Below are 19612 nucleotides of genomic sequence, written 5' to 3' on the forward strand. Positions count from 1 at the left end.
TGCAGAAGGGCGTTCTTGAGCGTCTCAGGCGCCGGCCAACACGCTGGAGGCGTTATAACCAGCGCCGCACCGCGACACGGTACCGATCGTACTCGCCGCCAAACACCACCGCGAGCAATCGTTCCTCATCGACCACCTGGAGCCGGCAGGCGATGGCGAACGCCGCAGCGGCGGCGATCATCGGCAACGAAGGCACCGCTAATGCAGAGCCGGCGGCCACAGCGATCATGCCGACGAAAACGGGATTACGGGAATACGCGAAGAGGCCTTGGGTGACGAGACCGTCGGGCGCTTCGCCGGATACACCGACCCTCCACCGACGCCCCATATCGGACCGGCCGAAGAGCGTCAGCGCCGCTCCCCCCAAAGCCAATGCCAGAGCGAAGTTTCGAACTGCCGGATTGATGTCGAACAGGGGAGCGGCGAATACCGTTGCTGAGTTTGCCGAATGAAGCGCGAGGCTGGCCAAAGCCGTCGCGATTGAAACCCTGAAGAGAACCTGGACGAAACGTTGGCGCAAATCACCTCCAAAACCGTAGGCACTTTGCCCAATTCGGGAGGATGTCTGGCGCGTAGCGACGTACAGCCACACGACGACGCCCAACAGCAATAGAAGCGCGGTTATCGCGGCAACCTGGCTGCTCATCGCGGCCTCCAACTGAGTAAACGCATTGCGTTCGCCGTCACCAGCACGGTTGCTCCAGTGTCCGCCAAAATGGCCGGCCACAGGCCGGTAACGCCGATCACCGTGGTGACTAGGAAGACGGCCTTCAACCCTAAGGCAACGACAATATTCTGGCGGATGTTGTTCATTGTCGACTTCGACAAGGCGATCATGTCGGGAATATCCGTTACCCGACCGTGCAACGCTGCGGCGTCACCGGTTTCCAAAGCCACATCGGTACCGCCACCCATAGCGATTCCGACGTCGGCGGCAGCGAGCGCGGGAGCATCGTTTATTCCGTCACCAACCTTGGCGACGATCAAGCCTTCACGTTGGAGTTCGCGCACCGCCGCCTGCTTGGCTTCCGGCATCATTTCCGACTTCGGCTCGATGCCCAGCCCCGCTGCCACCGCTTCCGCAGTTGCTCGGTTGTCACCTGTCAGCATGACCGTACGAATGTTATGTGATCGGAGGATATCAAGCGCTGCGGCGGCGTCAGGCCGCGGCTCGTCTCGAAGAGCTATAAAACCCGTCGCAACGCTATCCACGACGAGGATGGATACTGTCTTGCCCTCCCGGTTCAGACTGTCGATCTGTGCCGTCAGATCCGCTGGCAGTTTATATCTGCGTTCGGCCGCCCTCGGCGCGCCGAAGAAGATGTCGTTGCCGCCGACAACCCCGACGACGCCTTCGCCTGGAACGGCTCTCGCTGAGAACGCCGGCGGGATGGGGGCTTTAATTTCTTTGGCGTGGCCAAGCAATGCCAATGCGAGGGGATGGCTTGAGCCCTGTTCTAGCGAGGCTGCCATGGAAACCAGACGCTGCGTGCGGCCATCGACAGCGAAGACGTCTGTCACCCGTGGCCGTCCTTCCGTCAGCGTGCCAGTCTTGTCGAAGGCGACAGCTGTCACTTTGCCCAGCATTTCAAGAACGGCTCCTCCCTTGATCAATAGTCCGCGTCGTGCGCCCGCCGAGAGACCTGCGGCAATCGCCGCTGGAGTGGATATCACCAGCGCGCACGGGCAGCCGATCAGGAGCATCGCCAGGCCCTTGTAAATCCATTCCTGCCAAGGCTCGCCCATCGTAAGAGGCGGCACAATGGCGACCATCGCAGCCAACGCCACGACACCGGGCGTGTAATAGCGCGAGAATCTGTCGATGAATCGCTCGGTCGGAGCCTTGCTTTCCTGTGCCTCTTCGACGAGCCGCACGACACGGGCGATGGTGTTGTCCTCCGCGGCGGCCGTTACCTTGATCCGAAGCACGCCGTTCGCGTTGATCGTCCCGGCGAACACATCGTCGCCGGCAGATTTGACTTTCGCGACGCTCTCGCCTGTGACCGGGGCTTCGTCGACCTCGCCAGTGCCCTCCACGATCACGCCGTCGGCCGGCACGCGATCGCCGGGACGGACGATGACGATATTCCCGACTTCAAGGCTGGCGGCGTCGACCGTATGGGGATTGCCATCCGCTTCCAGGAGAGCCGTTTTTGGAACGAGATCGGTCAGGCCCTGGATACTTCGCCGGGCGCGCGAAGCGGCCAACCCTTCAAGCGCTTCGCCGACGAGAAAGAGGAACACGACCGCTGCAGCTTCCTCGGCCGCTCCGATGACGACCGCGCCTATGGCGGCGATTGTCATCAACATCTCGATCGAGAACGGCGTGCCGAACCTTGCGGCCGTCAGCGCGCGGTACGCGATGGGCACAAGGCCTACCGCCAAGGCTGCTAAGAAGAAGGCGTATTCCGCACGTGGAAATACTTGTCCGGCGGCGAAAGCCACCGCTAGCGCGCCGCCGCAGGCAAGGGTGAGGACGGCCTTGCGGTTGGACCACCAACGATCTGAACCGGCACAAGGCTTGTTTAAGGCTCGATCGCCTTCGTCGGCGATGCCGTAGCCCAGCCCTTTGACTTGGCGTTTGACCTGGGAGGCGGCGAAACCGTCGCCGTGGCTGACGATGAGCGTGCCGTTTGTGACGGACACGGCCACATCACCGACTCCGTTGACACGCCTAACAGCGGTTTCGATCTTGGCGGCACACGACGCGCAGTCCATTCCTGTTACCCTATATCGGGTCGAACTTACTTCCATTTGCATTGTCAAGCTCCTTGCACATCGTCATTCTTGTAGGACCTCTAGTGCCTAGAGATGCAAGGGAGAATTGCTGCTTTCACTCCGAAGACGGCGAGCTTCAGGAACCAGTGCGCATCCAGGCTTTCGGCCCGGCGGCGAACGTTGAAAGCTTCGATCTAGGCGTTGTCGGTCGGTTCCCTGGTCGGCTGAAGTCGAGCGTCACGCCAATCGCGTAGGCCCACAGGTCAAGGTCGTGAGACGAACTCGGAGCCCTGTTCGATCCCGCACGATGGCGGATCTCCGCCAGCGGGAATCCCATCTACTCCCCGCTTCAAAATGAACCGATTCTGCGCGTCTGAAAATTTCGATGCCTTCATCGTCTTCCGCTCCGCCTAGCCAAGGGAGACTACCGCAGATAACTCCAGTTCCGAACGATCCAGTTGTTCAGGGATCAGAAGATCTGAGAGATGGTAAGCAAAGATGGGGCAATTCTATAGGGGATAGGAGTCGTCGAAACCGGTCTTTCTTCCACATTGAACTTCACGACGGGAAGGAGTGTCGCGTCTTTGAGACAAGACCATGTCACTCCTCGTTCAGAGCCTGGTACACAGCCAGCGGGACATCTATTTGACCTTTGCCGACACCATCCGGGCATTCGCCTCCGGCGGCGGATGGCTGGACCTGGCAACGTTTCTGCCGATGGCGATCGTCTTCGGCGCCGTCCATGCGCCGACGCCGGGGCACAGGCTAGAAGCTAGCTCTACTCCTTTGATAGGAAAAGCCTAATAAGTTCGGAAAATCAATATGTTAGTTCTCTAATGTTTGTGATGCAATTAGTTGTACAGGAGCCACCTAGCATGCTTCACGCTTTCCGATGCGGGCCGGATTGGCGCTTCTTCAAGGGCGCGCTTGTGGCCACGCATCGTGAAGATCGTCGATCACGAAGGCATGGGCGTGGCGTCGGTTGCCGGCATGCCCTCCTTGCGTCCAGTGCGGATGACTGGCCGGCAGGTTCGCATGGTCGTGTTCGACGATCTCAGGGTCGCCGGCAGGCCAAAGCATGGCCGAACAGGTTACGCCTGCGACTGCGATTGTCGCCAAGATCGTGGCCGTGGCTGGCAGTCCAAGGCTGGCGCCGGCCCATCCGGCAAGCGGATAGGTGATGAGCCAGCACGCATGGGACAGGGCGAATTGCGCGGCGAACAAGGCCGGACGATCTTCCGGATGGGACGAGCGCCTGAGTAGACGGCCGGAAGGCGTCAGCGCGAGCGAAAAGCCAATGCCCATGAAGCTCCAAACCAGAAGCAGGAGGCCGTAGGAGTCGATGAACGCGGCCGCACCTGTGGCGATCGTGATCACCGACGCACCCGCAAGCATCACCGGACGATCGGCGAGACTGTCGAGCAGCCGGGGCAGCAACAACGCGACCGCCATGGATCCGCCGCCAAAAGCGGCGAGCGCGCCAGCCGTTTCGCTCTGCCCAAGCCCGAAGATCGCCTGGACGTAGACGACGGTGTTGACGATGACGAATGCGCTGCCGCCGGCAACGGCCATGTTGATGGCCAGCAATCCGCGCAGGCGGGGTGTGGCGAGATAGATGCGGATGCCGCGCGTGGTGCGATCGTAGATGCCACGAGGCTTGCTCGGCTTCGGGCTCGGAAGAAGGACCGTCAGCACGAGGGCTGCGGATGCGAGAAAGCCGACGACCGTGCCGGCAAAGAGATTGTGGAAGCTGATGACGGTTAGGAGAGCGGCGGCAATCATGGGGCTGACGAGGCTTTCCAGATCATAAGCCAGCCTGGAGAGGGAAAGCGCCCGCGTATAGTCCTTCTCGTCCGGCAGCACGTCGGGAATGGTTGCCTGAAAAGTCGGCGTGAATGCAGCAGACGCCGACTGAAGCGCGAAGATCAGCACATAGACCTGCCACACTTGCGAAACGAATGGCAGCAGCAAGGCAACTGCCGCCCGGACGAGATCGAGCGCGACCAGGGTTGTCCGGCGGGGCAACCGCTCGGCAAAGGCAGCAGCGATTGGCGCGACGCCGACATAGGCCACCATCTTCATGGCGAGCGCGGTCCCAAGCACGGCGCCCGCGTTATCGCCGGCCAGATCGAAGGCAAGCAGGCCGAGCGCCACCGTCGCAAGCCCGGTGCCAAGCAACGCGAGGATCTGGGCCAGGAAGAGATGCCGGTAGGTGCGGTTCTTGAGAACGGCAATCATGAGGAAGCGCCTTCAGAGATATTTTGCCAGTGCCTTGAGGTCGTCGATGAATTGGCGGTCCGGTCCCGCCTCGCGGTCGCTCGGCGTTCCCAGGCAATGATCGAGATGATCGTGAATGAGGGTCCGCTTGGCCTGCTGAACGGCCTTCTCCACGGCGTGCATCTGCTGCGCGATGTCGAGGCACGGACGCTCCGCCTCGATCATCGCAATGATGCTCTTGAGATGTCCTTCAGCGCGCTTGAGGCGCTTGACGATGTCGGGGTGAGAGGCATGAAGGTCGGCATGAGTCATTGCAGGAAGCTATCCCCCGGGGAGGATAGGGCAAGCGCCATCATCTCGCCACCGAATCGCGGGAAAGGTGCTCTTAACCATTGCGGGGGTATCGCTGGCACTATGGTCAACCGTCTTCAAAGCGTCGCGCTGCGCGTCGTCATCGCCTGTGCGATGGCGTTGTCGCTTATGCTGGCGCCGCCGACGGGATCAATGTCCCATGATCCGTTCACGGTTGCGCAGGCCGAGGCCGAACGCCATCAGGCGCTTTCCGCAGAAATTGCAGAACACGGACATTCCCATGACGATGGCTGGAGCGATGAGGCCCACTCGGGCCATCTCCACGGTCATGATGCGTCGGACCATCTGCACGACACGCCGGGCGACCCACCCGCAACGCCGGCCATGCTTATCGCCGTCAGCGAGAGCTGGGATGTCGCGAGCTTCTACGATATTCTCCCATTGCAGATATTCGAACTGGATCGACCGCCACGCGCCTGAGCGATAGCCCGGCCTCGGAAAACCAAGGCTCGTTCTTCCTCAATGCGGATATTGATCCATGACACGACCACCTTCTCGGGGTGGCGGTCGAACGCTTCCGGCGTTCGCTCCCCACCTCACGACCGGGCTCATCGCGCTCGGCTTGATGCTCGCCTTCGCGTCCTCGGCGCTGGCCCACGCGGTCACCGCCGGCGACCAGGGCTACATCCAGGAAATCAGCGGGGTGAATCTCATTCCGTTTATCTATCTGGGGGCCAAGCACATGGTCACCGGCTACGACCACATCCTGTTCCTGCTCGGCGTGATCTTCTTCCTTTACCGGATGCAGCACATCGCCATTTACGTGACGCTGTTTGCCATCGGTCATTCGACGACCATGCTTCTCGGCGTCTACTTCAACATCGGCATCAACAGCTACATCATCGATGCCATCATCGGCCTGTCGGTCGTCTACAAGGCGCTCGACAATATGGGCGCCTACCAGCGCTGGTTCGGCTTTCAGCCAAACACCAAGGCTGCGACGCTGATCTTCGGTCTGTTCCACGGCTTCGGACTGTCGACCAAGATTTTGGAATACGACATCGCTCCCGATGGCCTTGTTCCGAACCTCCTGGCTTTCAACGTCGGGGTGGAGATCGGCCAGCTTCTTGCTCTGGGCGCGATCCTGATCGTCATGGGCTTCTGGCGCAGGAGCTCAAGCTTCTTTCGCCATGCCTATACCGCCAACGTCGCCATGATGACCGCCGGCTTCGTGCTCTTCGGCTACCAGGTCGCTGGCTATTTCGTCTCCTGAGACATCTGAAAGGACAATTCCATGTACAACACAGACATGCCCACCCGCGCCGAACTTCCCTCGACGGGCAAACTTCTGCGCTCCACCGCGATCGCCGTCGTCACCGCGGCAGCTCTCCTCGTTACCATCGTGCTTCCGTCCGAATACGGGATTGATCCGACAGGCGTCGGCACCGCTCTCAATCTGACCGAGATGGGCGAGATCAAGATGCAGCTCGCCGAGGAAGCGGAAGCCGATGCTGCGATGGACGCGGCAAACCGTGCCAATCCGCCTGCGGTCGATACTGATTCTTCGATGCGCACCGAAACCACCACGGTTGCCCCGGTCGTCGCCCCTGTCGCTCCGCCGCCGCCACCGGCACCACCGGCACCCGAGCGCCAGTCCAGCATCCTCGGCACGATCGGCGCGCTGATCGTCTCGCCCGCCGCAGCGCAGGAGCAGCGCCAGGATGAGATGACCATCGTCCTCCAGCCTGGCGAGGGCGCGGAGATCAAGCTGACGATGGTCGAAGGTGAGGTTGCGGCCTTCGCATGGGCCGTCTCAGAAGGCGGCACCGTGAACTACGACACGCATGGTGATGGCAGTGGGCAAAACATCAGCTACGAAAAGGGTCGCAGCGTTGCCGCCGACGACGGTCAGCTTCAGGCGGCCTTCACCGGAAAGCACGGCTGGTTCTGGCGCAATCGTGGCGATGCACCCATATCGCTGACCTTGCGCACCAGCGGGACCTACACCGCCATCGAGCGGCTGGTCTAACCAAAATTGCGGTGGCGCCTGATCGACGCGCCGCCGCATTCTCAACCGAAAAGGACCTGCAGGATCAGCTTCGGCTTCTTCAAGGCCCCATAATTCCATGCGGTTCTGGCCGCAACGGGAGTTTCTGCAATGGCGATAAAGGGTCGATTTCGGCGGGCAGCTGCATCAAATGCGCCATGACCGCTTCGAAGAGGCAATGTGCGATCGTTGCCGATCAATTTGGGTGTTTGATACGCGGGAAATCCGGACGCTCACTCTGCCGCTTCTGCATAATGTGCGTTCGTGGAACGGTATGCGAGATAGTATGGTGGGCCGCAATATTCACTCGAAAGCAGATCAATCATGAGAATTTTCCAGTCAGCATTTTTGACTGTCTTCGTCTTCAGCCTTGCGATGCCGGCCCAGGGGCAGTCACTTCCATCTGGCGTACTCGGCAGTTGGGACATCTCGGCCGAGGGCTGTCGCACTCCTGGGATTTCGATGACTCAGATCGATGTCACAGTCGACAAGATCGAGATGTATGCTGGCAATGCGATTGTCAGAACGGTAGATCGATCCGGTCAGGTGACTTTTGTTGCTGCGGACTTCCTACAAACCGAAGGGGCCGTTGCTCTTGGAGAGCGGGAACGATCATATTTTCGATTTACCCAACGTGATGGAGCGGACCGCCTGAACTTCGTATGGAAGGACGTTCAGACCGTGGATCTCGTCCGTTGCGACGACATCAACGCCGGGTTCGAGGAAGCAATCGCCGAACGAAATTCTGCGGAGATAGTCAGTCATTTTGACCGGATTTTGCCCATACCGACCGGTCTTTGGGTCGTCGCCGGAAACGATTGCGATAGGCCGGCCAACGCATCGTGGCGCAGCTATGACGGGCAAGGTCTTTATGGCGCACGGAGCCGACGTTGCCGCATCGACAGCGTTTCCAGCGAAGGCAGCCGTTATGTCATCGAGCAGATTTGTTCTGCCACATACGACGGCAGCGAGACGAAGCACCGGGACACAATCGACATACAAGCACCAAAGCGTTTCGGCCTCATAGAAGACGGGGAATTGACGACACAGGACTTCAACTGGTGCGGGCCGCGCCTGCGGCCGTGATAGGCCGGTGGTGTGGCGGCCAAGAGGTGAAAAACCCGACTGTTCGTTCTTGGCCAGCGAACGGAAGCGGAAGTTGAAAGGGGGCAACATCTAATGAGCCAGAAAACCAGTAAGGCGGAAACGCCGGTGTGTCAGATGAACAACCTGACGGGTAGCTGGCCTTCAAGATTTATCGGGCTATAGCGTAAAATCGACGGTTTTGCATGTCGATTGGTGGGTTTGCGGTGATCGGCGGCAACATCGTACCATAGAAGGCAATCGTCGGTTATGGCGGGCCGAGACCAACGAAACTGAGAACTACATCTACGCTATAGCCCTCTGACTCTGGCTGGTGTTGGGGCCAGGTGAGGGGGATTGCCGCCTATTCGCCTTTGGCCAACGGAGGCGGAAAAGCAGCCATCCAGGTAGTCTATCGACTTCGACCGCAATGCGCCCCCATCCCGGTCATTCTTCACCCGCGTGCGCTATACTGAAAGCGGCCGTTTGCTTGGTGCACCCGCGAGCGTGTGCGACCGAGCGGAAAGTGGAGATCGTCCTTAAAACCGGCCCGGTGGCAAGCCGCGCTTTGCTGCATCGTCGGTGCCTGCGTCGCCTCATTTCTTCAGTTTCCTTTGCGGACGCGCCGCTTCCGCCGTGATCTTCGCGGTTTTAAGATCCTCTATCAACTCCTCGAGCTCAGCGAGGTGCGCAATGAATTCATCGGGCTTGGGCACCGGCACCGTATCGGATGCGGGATTGTCATGACTGTGCGTGTTTCCGACCACGCGATGATGTCTTTGATCGGCTCGTTCGCCATTGCCCCCACGTTGCTCTCAACTATGCTTCGAAGCGGCGTAGCTCACCACTTCGAATTTCATTAACCGGTTGATCTCGAGCTATTGCCGGCAGCATGGAAAGCAGATGTGCGCCTGACCACGGGCAGCTTCCAGACGACTATCGGCTGAAAGCCGACAGTCAACAAGCGGCCCCCCATACATCGGCAGGAAATCGGTTCCTAAGCACGGTTGCTAGACCGCTAGACCGGACGCGAATGACCAGAAAGCGGTGGCAAGACGACTGTCGGCTTTTGGACAGACTTGTCGCGATAACAGACATTTTCCCTTGCGGGATCAGCTCGTGTTATCAATGATCAAGCATGATCGTGTTTACCGATCATGATGCCTACATTGCTGCGGCGCCGGAAGCTCTCCGACCACTCCTTAAGCTCGTGCGGGCGCGGTTGGCTCTAACTCTTCCCGACGCTGACGAGGTAATTCAGTATGGCATGCCCGGCTTCTGCTCCGCAGGCTTGGTGATCGCAGGCTATGCCGCATTCAGCAAGCAGTGCGGTCTGTATGTTAGCAAGGGCGCCATCAGCACACATTTGGACGAGGTCGCGGCGGCCGGGCTCAAAGCATCGAAGACCGGTGTCACATTCTCACCAGCAAAACCGATCCCCAACGAATTGATTGCATCACTCGCCCTAGCTTCGCGAAAGGAACTAGGCGTCTGAACCTCCATTCCGCCGGGTCCGGTGAGAGGTGGCTTGCTCTCTTTGCGGTTTGACTCCCCTAGCTCGTCCGCGTCGCATTGCCCAAGTATGGCTTCATTGTCCTCAGTGCACGTGCTTCTGCGTTGTTGGCGGGCTTTCCATCTTCTTGGTCTATCCAACTCCAAGCAAGGGCGCCCCTACGGGTCAGATCTTGACCATCGGGTGTGCTCGCGAATTCTTGCATTTCATTGGGAGCACATCAGCGTCGCCAGCGAGATACAGCGAAAGAGCGCGCAAGGACTCTTCCCATCCAACACCTGCAGCGGCGGGACCGTAGGTTTCCCAATGGTCGTTGGGCAGAACATGGTGACTCACGCGGAGCATAGTCCATTTCTTGTTAGCAGGAACAAGATCGACATCGACGCGGCTGACATCTCCCTGATACTCCCAAGTGATCGCGAGGCGTCGGTCTGGTTCGCATTCCAGGATCGTGCCCTCGGTGCTGCTTCTTGTCAGTGTATACCTGCCCCCAGGTGCTAGACTAGCCGCTAACCGGCGAACGATTGGGGACGCCCTCGGGCAAAATCTCTGGGACGGTGAAGAACACGCCGTCCATAGTGGGATTCGGCGTCGGGGTGATTGACGTCTGCGGCGATCCGGCGACACCGGTCAGGAGCTGGATGCGAGCCAGCATCGCGAAATCCTCATGCACCGTGTTGTGGCAGTGATTGACGTAGGCACCGCCGTACTCGCCGAATTGCACCTGGAACGTAACGCTCCCGCTTTCACCGAGGCGCCAGACGTCCTTGCGGGCGAGATGCTCGGTGGCCGGGAAGGGCGCACCCTTTCGAGACATGGTCACGCCCTCTTCGAAATGCAAATGGATCGGGTGGTCCCATCCACCGCCGCTATTCACGTAGGTCCAGTGCTCGACGTCACCTGCCTGCGGAATCACCAACGATATGCGGTTGGCATTGAAGGAATGTGCCGCTTCCCCATTGATCTTGACCGTCCAGGGAAAAGAGGAGGTTTCCGGACAGTCTGGCGTGCATTGGTTATCGGAGCCTCGGGAGTCACCACCGCCCGATCGCCCGAATTGCACCACACGTGTACGTACCGGCGGTACGATAGGGATCTGTTCGGTCAGCGTTGTTGGCACCAAGCTGCGATCCGGCGTGGTAGAGCGATGGATGAAGCCGGGCACGTCGACGCTCTCCAACGATCCGACGATCCGGAACTCCATGAAAGGACCCACGACCGGGTCAGTCCGGTCGCCGCGTAGCGCCTTGGCGAGTGACAACTCCTTGTCGGGTCCGCGCCCGTTCTTGTGATGAAGTGTATTTACGAAGTTGAGCTTGTCGCCAATACGAAATTGGGAGAAGTCAACGACTATATCGTAACGCTCCGCTATGCCCTGCTTATCGAGCGAGGTCAGCGTGATTGGGTGAACGAACAGATTGCCGTCGTTGGCAATCTGCTTGATCGGCACGGCACGGCCATGAGCATCGACTAACGCAATCTTCCAAAAGCGCGATATACTCGCGTTGAGAATGCGAAACCGGTATTTGCGAGGCAACACTGACATGAACGGCGCATATGACCCGTTGACGATGGGCATATCGCCGAGTGTTCCGTCAGTGTTGAATATGTCAAAGAACAGCTGACCCTCGGCGTCAAAGCAGGCATCCCAGACGATGAGATTTACGTCGAAGTCCGTATTGCCCCAGTCGAGTAAAACACCACTTGGCAGCCGTAGATTAACGCCGTCTGCCAGCTCCTCATTGCCTCGATCAGGGCCGCTAGACATGTTGATTGCGCCGAGGTTGCCTTTGTAGACGTTCTCCGCCGTGAAGAAAAAGCGGTGGTCGTGCGCCCACATCGAACCCTGGATTTCGCGGAAGTCACCCTTGACGTTTACGAGACCGCCATTGCCGTCTGGCCCTGAGGCACGCCTGTCAGTCGCCTGGGTGTTAATACGGTCAGCCCGAGCCAGCGTGGTGCTCCAACGGTAGTCATAGAATGTGCCTGGAAAATGGTGCACATTTGCCGCTCCGTCGCTCTCAGCGCCATTATGCGCATTATGGAAATGCAACTGCGTCTCGTTGCGACCGAAGCCGTGGTTCTGAGACCGATCGATGGGAAGATTGTTGTAGATGCGCGTAAGTATCGGTTCGCCGTAGCGCGCCTTTATAAGGAAAGGAGGCAGCCGGCCCGCCGCGTTGCGACCGGAACCGTAACACCAGAAGCTGTCTGGATCTTGATACGGCAAAAGCTCGTGACATCGAGTATCGCCGCCTGTCTCGCCGATGGTCATGATGTAGCCGACCTCAGGGAAATATTCGTCCCAGCGTTGATGCGCAAAAGTCTCCCCTGGTGGTCTGCCCTCTATCGGTACCCGGCCCGTCAGAGGGTTACGGAAAGGTGAATTCTTCGGATCAAGCGAGAAGTCAGTGTGATAGGAGAGGCGACGTGCCGGGAGCTCATTAAGGCTCCTCGGGAATTTTGCAACGAACCCGCGACCGTCCTGGGAGTAGCTGCGCTCCAGTGGGATCGGCTGCTGTAGGTTGCAGCGATACAACTCCGTTGTGAATTTCTTGGCGCCATACAGTGGGCTGCGGGGTATTCCGGTCGGCACCTGCGCATAGGCACTCTGCGCGAATGGGCTGAGCCCGTTCTTTAGCGCCAGGGCGCCCGTGGCCGTGAATATTCCCCAACGGATCAGGTCGCGCCGCGACACCTGCTCCTGACCGAGCGCAAGAACAATTTCAGCTCGATTTCGCCGAGCCCTCTCTGCTTCGAGTTGTCGAATACGTGAAGCACCATCCGTTATAAACATTGCGTCGCCCCTCGCTTAGTTTCGATAGAGACTTCACGATAATTAATATCTTATATTGGTGATCTTTTGTGGTCATGCGCTTAAATATTGAGCGGGTCAATTCGTAAAACTACTTACGGCTGCAGCAAAATATCTAGTTCATCACTTTCGCTCAGAAGACCGCGCCATGTTGGGAGAGTGAGGCGCGAGCCGACTGCTGTCTGAGCGCGTAAGCAAACCTCAGTTTTGTCCGGGATGGGCGCGCTTTTTATAAGCATGCCGAAGTCGAGCCAGCGATATGCGTCTTGGGGATACGCGGTCACGGCGTGTTCAGGCGGCGTCAGGATATTCTATCGCGGATGCCGGCGCCGACGGGTTCGCCGAGGGCGTTAGAAGCCTGGGCGGGCCTGCAAGCCGATTTTTATAGCGTAGCGTATCGGCCCGGCAGAAATAATGCTGCTCAGGACATGAACGTTGTCGGCCAATCGCGACATTGCCCGGAACTCGATGACAAACAAATCAAATACCAGATCCCTGAAGCTGAGTGGAGCGATCCACGTCCACACGCGGATCGCTCCACCAAATGGACTTTATTAGGCTTTTTTCCTGCGACGGCCGGACGCGGTTTGGCGATCTGATCTGTCTCACGTTCGCGCCAGTTTATCACATCTGCGACCTGCGAGAGCATTCGCCACTTGTCTGGATCTGGGTGAATCTCGGAGGCAACTCGATCGACTTATCGAAAAGGTCGACCATTATTGATCACTTAAATGGTGGTGGTCGTTTCGCCCGGACCACTTCCCAGACTTTTGCGAGTTCTTCGATCGATGAAAAATGCTCCATCTTTCGACCTTCAGTGAATACCGAGGCAAGATCGAAGTTGCGGATAACGCCGAGTCGTCGCTCGCCGAGCGGGCGACCGACGGAACTTTGACGGCGCACAGCCAGTGTCGGTCCCGTCCACTCCGCCGTATCGTTGATCGCTGCGATGTCCGCCGCAGCTGCACGCGTGGGGATGGTCATATAAATCCTCTGACCGAGAAATTTGGAAAGGCGGCAGACTGCCGCCTTCACGTTGATCGTTAGAGCGACGGCATGATGAGCAGCGCGGCAGTTGAGATGATCGCAGCCATCAGAACAAGGACGCACGCCAGTTTCACGTCCTGCGTCCGCCCGCTCACTGCGTCTGCGTTTCAGCCGGGATCGGGGCGATCGCGTCCATAGGGGCGGTTACATACCAAAGATATCCGAAGGCTACTGCAGCAAGGATAAGAATGCCGCCCATGATGTTTCGCTGATTTTCCGGCGTTTGAACTTGGGTCATTGGATGTCGCCTTTGATAATGGAAGTTGTGCCGCTCGCTTTCACGACGGTTTAGACTTCACTGTTCTAGGCTAGGTGGCGGCGCGATGATGTTGTGCGGCTGACCGGTCAACGCTTTTGCCGAGGTATTTGCCAGTCGGCTGGAGTCCTAACACACTATCGCTATCGGGAGAGATCAATTCGTTCGGCTGCGGATTGCAGCGATGCGTCCAGCCGCTGTCGACCTTCTTGACCTTCAGCATAAATTGCGGCGACGATGCTCCATCGGGCCAAACTACTCGCGCCCTCGGTCGCTCCGGTGCGGACGATGGGCGTCGGCTAGTCGGGGAAGCTGCCGGGCAGGGGCGGAAGATTACTCGTCTGGTCGCGCATGGTGCGAGCAAGCTCAATGATTGCCGCCTAGCCCTATGCCATTGAGTCGAGGTTGCACATGGCGGCGAGGACGCCTAAATTTCATATCAACAGCCAGTAGCAGCCGGCGGACAGTCATTACGAACAGAGTGAACGCGAGCAAGATGGCTTTCTTGGACCACACGCCGCCGATGTCGTTGGTGGCAACATACTCCAGATTCGCAAAGGTTATGTCGTCAGCGTCCTCGCCCTCGCAAGCGGCTGCACACCATGCTTCCAATGCGGATGACTTGCCAGCAGGTTCGCATGTAAGTGTTCGACGATCTCGGGTCGCCGGCAGGCCACGGCTGGCGCCGGCCCGTCCGCCAAGCGGTAGTTGATGAGCAAGCACGTCTGGGACAGGACGAATTGAGCAACGAACAAAGCCGGATGATTTTCCAGATGGGGCGAGTGCCTGCCAAGGTGGCCAGACGGCGTGATCAACTACGAAAAAGACGGAAGCGTTGCTGCCGATGACGGTAAGCTCCACGCGGCCTTCACCGTCCAGCAGGGCTGGTTCTAGCACAGTCGTGGAGATGCTCCATGTCACTGACCTTGCTCATCAGCGGGACCTGTTCGACAATCGAACGGCTGGTTTAACCATAGGCGGTGTGGCAGGGTCGGCTGCAGCGTTGATGTTGACGGTGTAGAACAGAACGGCAGGTTTACGGCCGCCACGTGAGCATCTGGGACGGCGACAATGAGGTCGCTTCTTTCCGTTCTTGGTCTGCAAGAAGGATCGAGTTGGCCGCAGATTCGACGGTTCTCATTCCCGCTTGACGGAGACGCGGTGATCGGCGGCGAAAGCGCACCTCCGAGGACAATCGGCGGCTAATGGCGGGCCATGCGAGATAGCGATGAGAACTATGTCTACTCCATAGCCCTCTATCCCTCTCCTAAATAGCGACGTCTGCTTTCCACCCCATTTTTGGTCATTCAAGACTAGCTGGGGAATCTTCGAATGCAGCCATTCGCTTAGGAGGTGACAACAACGAATCCAAAGACCGGCGACGAGCACCTACCAACTACCCACTGACGATCCTATTCCATGCGCTTGGGGGCGTCATAAATAATAGTCTTCCCTCCACGGATCGCTCCCCCGTCAGTCACCGCCCTTGTCGTCGCCCCGGCTGTGATCCAAGACGACAAGATCGGGTAGCCGGTGCTCAAAGACATCGAATGGATGCATGCCGTCCGCAACAAACGCATCAATCATCGCCTCGCGCTCAGGATCGCTGCGCCAGTGGCCCTGCGGAAATTCGAGCAGCGGGCTCACCGTGACGGCCTCATAGGCGACGCTCAGCGAACCGAGCTGAAACTCGATCATCTTGGTAACCAGCGCCTCATCGGCATGTTCGGCATAGGTCCGCAGCACATGCTGGATCAGAGCTAGGTCGCCATCGGAACGCCGTAGTAGCCGCTCGAGCGTGCGAAAATTGATCACCCTGGTGCTCTCGGCACCGAAGAACATGCCGGCATTGTCGGAGGTGATGATCAGATGCTCGATTCCGACGACAACGCCCTTGAAGTGCGGATGGCCTTCCTTCGGCAGCATCCGCGAGAGAAAACGCATGCCGTCCTCGGTTTGGATGAAGCGCTTCAGCACCTCCACCTGCCGGAAGGCCTTGGACACGCTGTCCTTGTTGAGCACCTTGAGCTGATCCTTCGCCCAGCGCGGCGGCACCGGGCATTTCAGCTCGCACACGAACATCATATAGCCGAGCGTCGGCTCGACCGAGATTACAAGGAGGTCGATATCCGGCAACGACGCGTCGAATTCGCGCAGCGACACTTCGCTGTGGCAGATGAAGCCCTCCGCCTCCCACGCCGACTTGACGCGTCGGACGAACGCGCTGCCGATCTCGTTGCTGACTTGCTCGAGGAAGGCGTTCGGGCGCCGCTGGGCGATGACGCGCAGCACGTTCACCAGCCCCTCCGCGATCGCGAAATGATGCGGCCGCATGACGATCCTGCCATCCGGCTCCCCCTCCCGCATCAGCGAGAAATAGCTCGCATCGACCCGTCCTGCCGTCGCGTCGCGGTCGTACACCATGTCCTTCAGGATCTTTCGCGCGGTATCAGGGCCGATGCCCAGATCCTCCTCGATCCCGTGGAGCAGATCTGTTTCCGGCATGTAGACGGCGCCGACTGCGTCCTGCGCGCGCGCAAAATAGCGGTGGTATAGCGCCTTCATCAGCAGCATTCGGTAGACGCTCAGGAACTGCTCGTAGGTGTATCCACCCAGATCGATCTGGCTGTCGGGCGATATCAGGGAAAAATAGGCAGCGAGCTTGAGATCAGCCTCTTCGCGCATCAGCGGCTCGGCCGTTTCCAGATTGGACGTGACTACGCCCTCCGGCTCATCCTTGAGCAGGCGCAGGATCTCTTCCGAGTGGTTGAAGTCGCGGAAATAATGCTTCGACCCGAGCAACTGATCATTGTGTACCGTGAAAAACTGCCGCGGGATCGATTTGTCCGCGAACCGAATCTCGACCCGTCCGTCCTGAAACGACCAACTCATCGCGCCGGCAACATTGTACGAGTAATACAGGTACTCGCGGATCATGTAGAAATGCGACGCGAAGACGAGGTCCTCCATCATCTGCCTCTGGTCGGTCTCGCGTTCGATATCCGACGCGGCACCGTCCTCGCCCGAAACGAAGCGGTCCGCGAGTATCGAATAGCCGCGATCAATGTAGCCCACCTCATCGATACCCTTCTTGAAGGCGCCGATCTCGTGAAGCTCCGACGCGAGTCGGAGCGCGCTGGTGCCCGACCAGCCTCGCGTTGGAAGCGCGTCAAGCGCCGCATCCAGCTGGCGCTCGAAATCCTGCACCTGCTTTTTCAGTTCCCGGTCCATCATCGCCCAGCTTCGTGTTGGTCGCGCGCTAGGTTTACATGCACGCAGTCATGAAGGTCCCGCACTTCAGGTTCCGGGCGGTGACATGCCGAGCCCTTCGTAGATGCCCTTTAACTTGGCCCAAGCCGCATCGAGCATGGGCTTTGCGGCGTCACGGCTATAGCTGTAGTCATCGTTGGTCGCGTTTGTGCGAACAACGAGACACCACTCGCCCTTCGCAATGACGTGTGAGCTATTCCTCCGGCATTTGCGCTGGCGCTGTGCCTGCTCAATCTTCACGTCGATCAGAATGTCCCTGACTTTAGCCATCCTTCTTCCCCTTCAGGGCGTCGCGCACACTGTCTCCCAGCATGTCGAGCGCAGCCAGTGCGTCCTCGTTGTCGCCTGCGTCAGGCGCCTTACGGCTCCCAGATTTGATGCCGAGATGTTCGTTGATCGCCTTGTTCAGCAGCGACGTAACGGCAGCCCGGTTATCACGCCCTGCGACGGTCTTATCGCGCTGGCCGACTTCTCGGCCGGCGGGCGAGAGTTTCAGATCCTTGAGAATGCGGGCGACGACGGAGCCCGTGCGTTCGGAGAGCCGCTTGCGCGCGCCAACCCGCCGCGCCTGCGGCTGCACCGGAAGGTCGCCCGCACTGCTGACTTGGGACAGCTCTTCCTGCTTTCGGCGCAGCGTCTCCCTGAGCTTGTCCTTCGCGATGACGTCGCGCAGGCGCAGGCCCGCGCCGATCTCATGTTCCAGCATCTCTTCCAGAACGCGATCATCTTCTGGATCAAGGAACGACCGATTGATGAACGAGCCGACGATCTCGTTATCGACCAGCATCCCGATGTCGAAGCGACGAGGCTCTCCCGATCCGTCGCCATCGCCATTCTCGTCACCGGCCTCCAGCCACTTCTTGACCATCGCCTGGTCATCGAAATCGAGTTCGCGGAAATCGTCCCAATGGGCGTCGGTGTTCAAGCCCACATGGGAGACCACGAAGGCGTGGTTGTCCGGGTGGTCGGGCTTCGTCTCATGGACGACGCGCATCACGCGCCCAACGAACTGGATGTAGGGCGACAAGCTTGCGAACGGCCGGAAGATGGCCGCCACGCTCAGGGGCGGATGATCAAAGCCTTCGCCGAGCATCTGCACCTGCACGATGCAATCGAGCTTGCCGCTGCGCAGATCGGCAAGAACCGCGTCCTGCTTGTCTCGATCCATCTCACCGTAGATTTCGGCCGCCTTCAGGCCCCGCTCTTCATACAGCCCGCGCACCTGGCGGGCATGGTCGACTGAACAGGCGACGGCGATGATCTGGTGGCGGAAACCGCTGCGCTCACGCAGCTCCTGGAGGTATTTGATGCTGGCGTCGACGATGTGGCGATTGCAGTCCGGCGCCAACGCGACACCACGTCGAAACCATGCATGTTCCCGCAAGGCCATCACCTCCTCCAAGGTGTGCCGTTTCGTATCGTCGCGGTAGGTGAAGGACAGCTCTGAAGGCGCGACGTTCCGGGAGTGGATTTGCTTGATGTACCCCTTCACCATCGCCCGGGTGAAGGGGTAGCGATAGATCACTTTGCCGACCGGCCGCGTTCCGTCACCCCGGAACGGCGTCGCCGTCAAGCTGACGACCTTGGCGTTCGGAAAACGATCGAAGACCTTCGCCCAGCTCGGGGCCACGTTGTGGTGGCCCTCGTCGATCATGATCATGTCGAAATAGTTCGGTGGAAACTGCGGGAGCCAGCGATCGGCCGCGCTGGCCAATTGGTGGATGTTGGTCACGACGAATTGGCTCGCGTTGCAGTCGTGGAGATTGGCGTCGACGCCATCCAAGACAGCCCGGAATGGACCCGCCGAAAAATCGTGGAGCGCCCCCGTTCTCCGCCAGAAATTCTTCGGGTTGCTGATGTCGAGCGACTCCGCGACGCCCGACCGGATCGTCAAATTCGGTGTGATGACGAGCGCGCGGCCTTTGGCGACGCCGAAGGGCAATGTCGCAATGACGCCGGTCTTTCCGCACCCGACAGGAATCTGCAGGATCACCGGCTCGTTCGAGGCTTCGAAGTGGGTCCGTACTGCCCGGTGGGCGCCCTGCTGCGGCTCGCGGATCTTGGGGTTCGCCTCAATGTCCGCGGTGAGGGTCTGAAACATGTGGTTTGGCTCGTCGGCGGCCTGTTCAGCTCGCCGATACTCGAGCCGGAAGGGTTCAAGATCGGGTCGCCGATAGAAGCGATAGCCGCTTCCCGGACGACGCACCGGCTTGAGCTTGTCGGAGGCATCCCACCGTCGAAGCGTGTCCTTCGAGACGCCGACATACTCGGCGGCCTCGGCAAGGGTTAGGAAATCAGGGGCATCATTCTGTGACATGCTGCAACCTTATGCAA

The 19612-nt window shown here is 59.2% G+C and carries 20 protein-coding genes and 1 pseudogene; 7 read left to right on the forward strand and 14 right to left on the reverse strand.

Going from position 1 to position 19612, the window contains the following annotated elements:
* Nucleotides 1-52: 52 nt before the first annotated feature.
* The 3 genes and pseudogenes from D5400_RS09765 to D5400_RS09775 all read right to left on the reverse strand — a co-directional run.
* Nucleotides 53-646, reverse strand: coding sequence for a methyltransferase family protein (locus D5400_RS09765; RefSeq protein WP_126009838.1), 594 nt, complete (start codon nt 644-646; stop codon nt 53-55).
* Nucleotides 643-2760 (reverse strand): heavy metal translocating P-type ATPase, encoded by a 2118-nt coding sequence (locus D5400_RS09770; protein WP_126009839.1) that lies wholly within the window; start codon nt 2758-2760, stop codon nt 643-645. The genes D5400_RS09765 and D5400_RS09770 overlap by 4 nt, the downstream gene beginning before the upstream one ends.
* A gap of 86 nt (nt 2761-2846) precedes the next feature.
* Nucleotides 2847-3011, reverse strand: a pseudogene (locus D5400_RS09775) (integrase core domain-containing protein); the annotation flags it as partial.
* 304 nt (nt 3012-3315) lie between these two features.
* On the opposite strand from D5400_RS09775, the gene D5400_RS09780 reads away from it, so the two are divergent.
* Complete coding sequence (locus D5400_RS09780) at nt 3316-3522, forward strand: hypothetical protein (RefSeq protein ID WP_126009840.1); 207 nt, start codon at nt 3316-3318, stop codon at nt 3520-3522.
* 111 nt (nt 3523-3633) lie between these two features.
* Here the strand turns inward: D5400_RS09780 and D5400_RS09785 are convergent, their stop codons facing one another.
* Together D5400_RS09785 and D5400_RS09790 are read right to left on the reverse strand one after the other, a co-directional pair.
* Entirely contained in the window at nt 3634-4956 is a 1323-nt protein-coding gene (locus D5400_RS09785; RefSeq protein WP_126009841.1) for an MFS transporter, read from the reverse strand.
* 12 nt (nt 4957-4968) lie between these two features.
* Nucleotides 4969-5247, reverse strand: coding sequence for a metal-sensing transcriptional repressor (locus tag D5400_RS09790; protein WP_126009842.1), 279 nt, complete (start codon nt 5245-5247; stop codon nt 4969-4971).
* Nucleotides 5248-5349: 102 nt separating this feature from the next.
* On the opposite strand from D5400_RS09790, the gene D5400_RS09795 reads away from it, so the two are divergent.
* From D5400_RS09795 to D5400_RS09810, 4 genes are all read left to right on the forward strand, one after another.
* Nucleotides 5350-5727 (forward strand): hypothetical protein, encoded by a 378-nt coding sequence (locus D5400_RS09795; protein ID WP_126009843.1) that lies wholly within the window; start codon nt 5350-5352, stop codon nt 5725-5727.
* Between the two features lie 58 nt (nt 5728-5785).
* Nucleotides 5786-6520: a HupE/UreJ family protein gene (locus D5400_RS09800; RefSeq protein ID WP_126009844.1), complete on the forward strand. Its 735-nt coding sequence runs from the start codon at nt 5786-5788 to the stop codon at nt 6518-6520.
* A gap of 21 nt (nt 6521-6541) precedes the next feature.
* Nucleotides 6542-7276, forward strand: a complete 735-nt coding sequence (locus tag D5400_RS09805; protein WP_126009845.1) for a hypothetical protein — start codon at nt 6542-6544, stop codon at nt 7274-7276.
* A gap of 342 nt (nt 7277-7618) precedes the next feature.
* A complete protein-coding gene (locus tag D5400_RS09810) occupies nt 7619-8380 on the forward strand; it encodes a hypothetical protein (protein ID WP_126009846.1) in 762 nt (253 codons plus the stop codon).
* 593 nt (nt 8381-8973) lie between these two features.
* Here the strand turns inward: D5400_RS09810 and D5400_RS21125 are convergent.
* Entirely contained in the window at nt 8974-9144 is a 171-nt protein-coding gene (locus D5400_RS21125; RefSeq protein ID WP_164527740.1) for a hypothetical protein, read from the reverse strand.
* Nucleotides 9145-9515: 371 nt separating this feature from the next.
* Between D5400_RS21125 and D5400_RS09815 the strand changes: the two genes are divergently transcribed.
* Nucleotides 9516-9872: an iron chaperone gene (locus tag D5400_RS09815; protein WP_126009847.1), complete on the forward strand. Its 357-nt coding sequence runs from the start codon at nt 9516-9518 to the stop codon at nt 9870-9872.
* A 183-nt stretch (nt 9873-10055) separates the two neighbouring features.
* Here D5400_RS09815 and D5400_RS21850 read toward each other — a convergent pair whose 3' ends face one another.
* Entirely contained in the window at nt 10056-10475 is a 420-nt protein-coding gene (locus D5400_RS21850; RefSeq protein WP_425364923.1) for an SRPBCC domain-containing protein, read from the reverse strand.
* A complete protein-coding gene (locus D5400_RS09825; protein ID WP_126009849.1) occupies nt 10393-12687 on the reverse strand; it encodes a multicopper oxidase domain-containing protein in 2295 nt (764 codons plus the stop codon). Before D5400_RS09825 ends, D5400_RS21850 begins: the two co-directional genes overlap by 83 nt.
* A 338-nt stretch (nt 12688-13025) precedes the next feature.
* Here D5400_RS09825 and D5400_RS09830 point away from each other — a divergent pair, with 338 nt between their 5' ends.
* On the forward strand, nt 13026-13304 hold the full coding sequence (locus D5400_RS09830; protein WP_126009850.1) for a hypothetical protein: 279 nt from the start codon (nt 13026-13028) through the stop codon (nt 13302-13304).
* Nucleotides 13305-13428: 124 nt separating this feature from the next.
* On the opposite strand, the gene D5400_RS09835 is transcribed toward D5400_RS09830, so the two are convergent.
* The 6 genes from D5400_RS09835 to D5400_RS09855 form a co-directional block, all read right to left on the reverse strand.
* Nucleotides 13429-13740: a hypothetical protein gene (locus D5400_RS09835; RefSeq protein ID WP_126009851.1), complete on the reverse strand. Its 312-nt coding sequence runs from the start codon at nt 13738-13740 to the stop codon at nt 13429-13431.
* A 103-nt stretch (nt 13741-13843) separates the two neighbouring features.
* Nucleotides 13844-13990 carry a hypothetical protein gene (locus D5400_RS21130; protein WP_164527849.1) on the reverse strand — a complete coding sequence of 49 codons (147 nt, stop codon included), beginning with the start codon at nt 13988-13990 and terminating at the stop codon, nt 13844-13846.
* A 384-nt stretch (nt 13991-14374) separates the two neighbouring features.
* Nucleotides 14375-14929 (reverse strand): hypothetical protein, encoded by a 555-nt coding sequence (locus D5400_RS09840; RefSeq protein ID WP_126009852.1) that lies wholly within the window; start codon nt 14927-14929, stop codon nt 14375-14377.
* A gap of 552 nt (nt 14930-15481) precedes the next feature.
* Complete coding sequence (locus D5400_RS09845; protein WP_126009853.1) at nt 15482-17242, reverse strand: hypothetical protein; 1761 nt, start codon at nt 17240-17242, stop codon at nt 15482-15484.
* Nucleotides 17243-17305: 63 nt separating this feature from the next.
* Entirely contained in the window at nt 17306-17548 is a 243-nt protein-coding gene (locus D5400_RS09850) for a hypothetical protein (RefSeq protein ID WP_126009854.1), read from the reverse strand.
* Nucleotides 17541-19595, reverse strand: coding sequence for a DEAD/DEAH box helicase (locus D5400_RS09855; RefSeq protein WP_126009855.1), 2055 nt, complete (start codon nt 19593-19595; stop codon nt 17541-17543). Before D5400_RS09855 ends, D5400_RS09850 begins: the two co-directional genes overlap by 8 nt.
* Nucleotides 19596-19612 lie beyond the last annotated feature (17 nt).

It is taken from the genome of Georhizobium profundi, from assembly GCF_003952725.1.
Taxonomy (GTDB): domain Bacteria; phylum Pseudomonadota; class Alphaproteobacteria; order Rhizobiales; family Rhizobiaceae; genus Georhizobium; species Georhizobium profundi.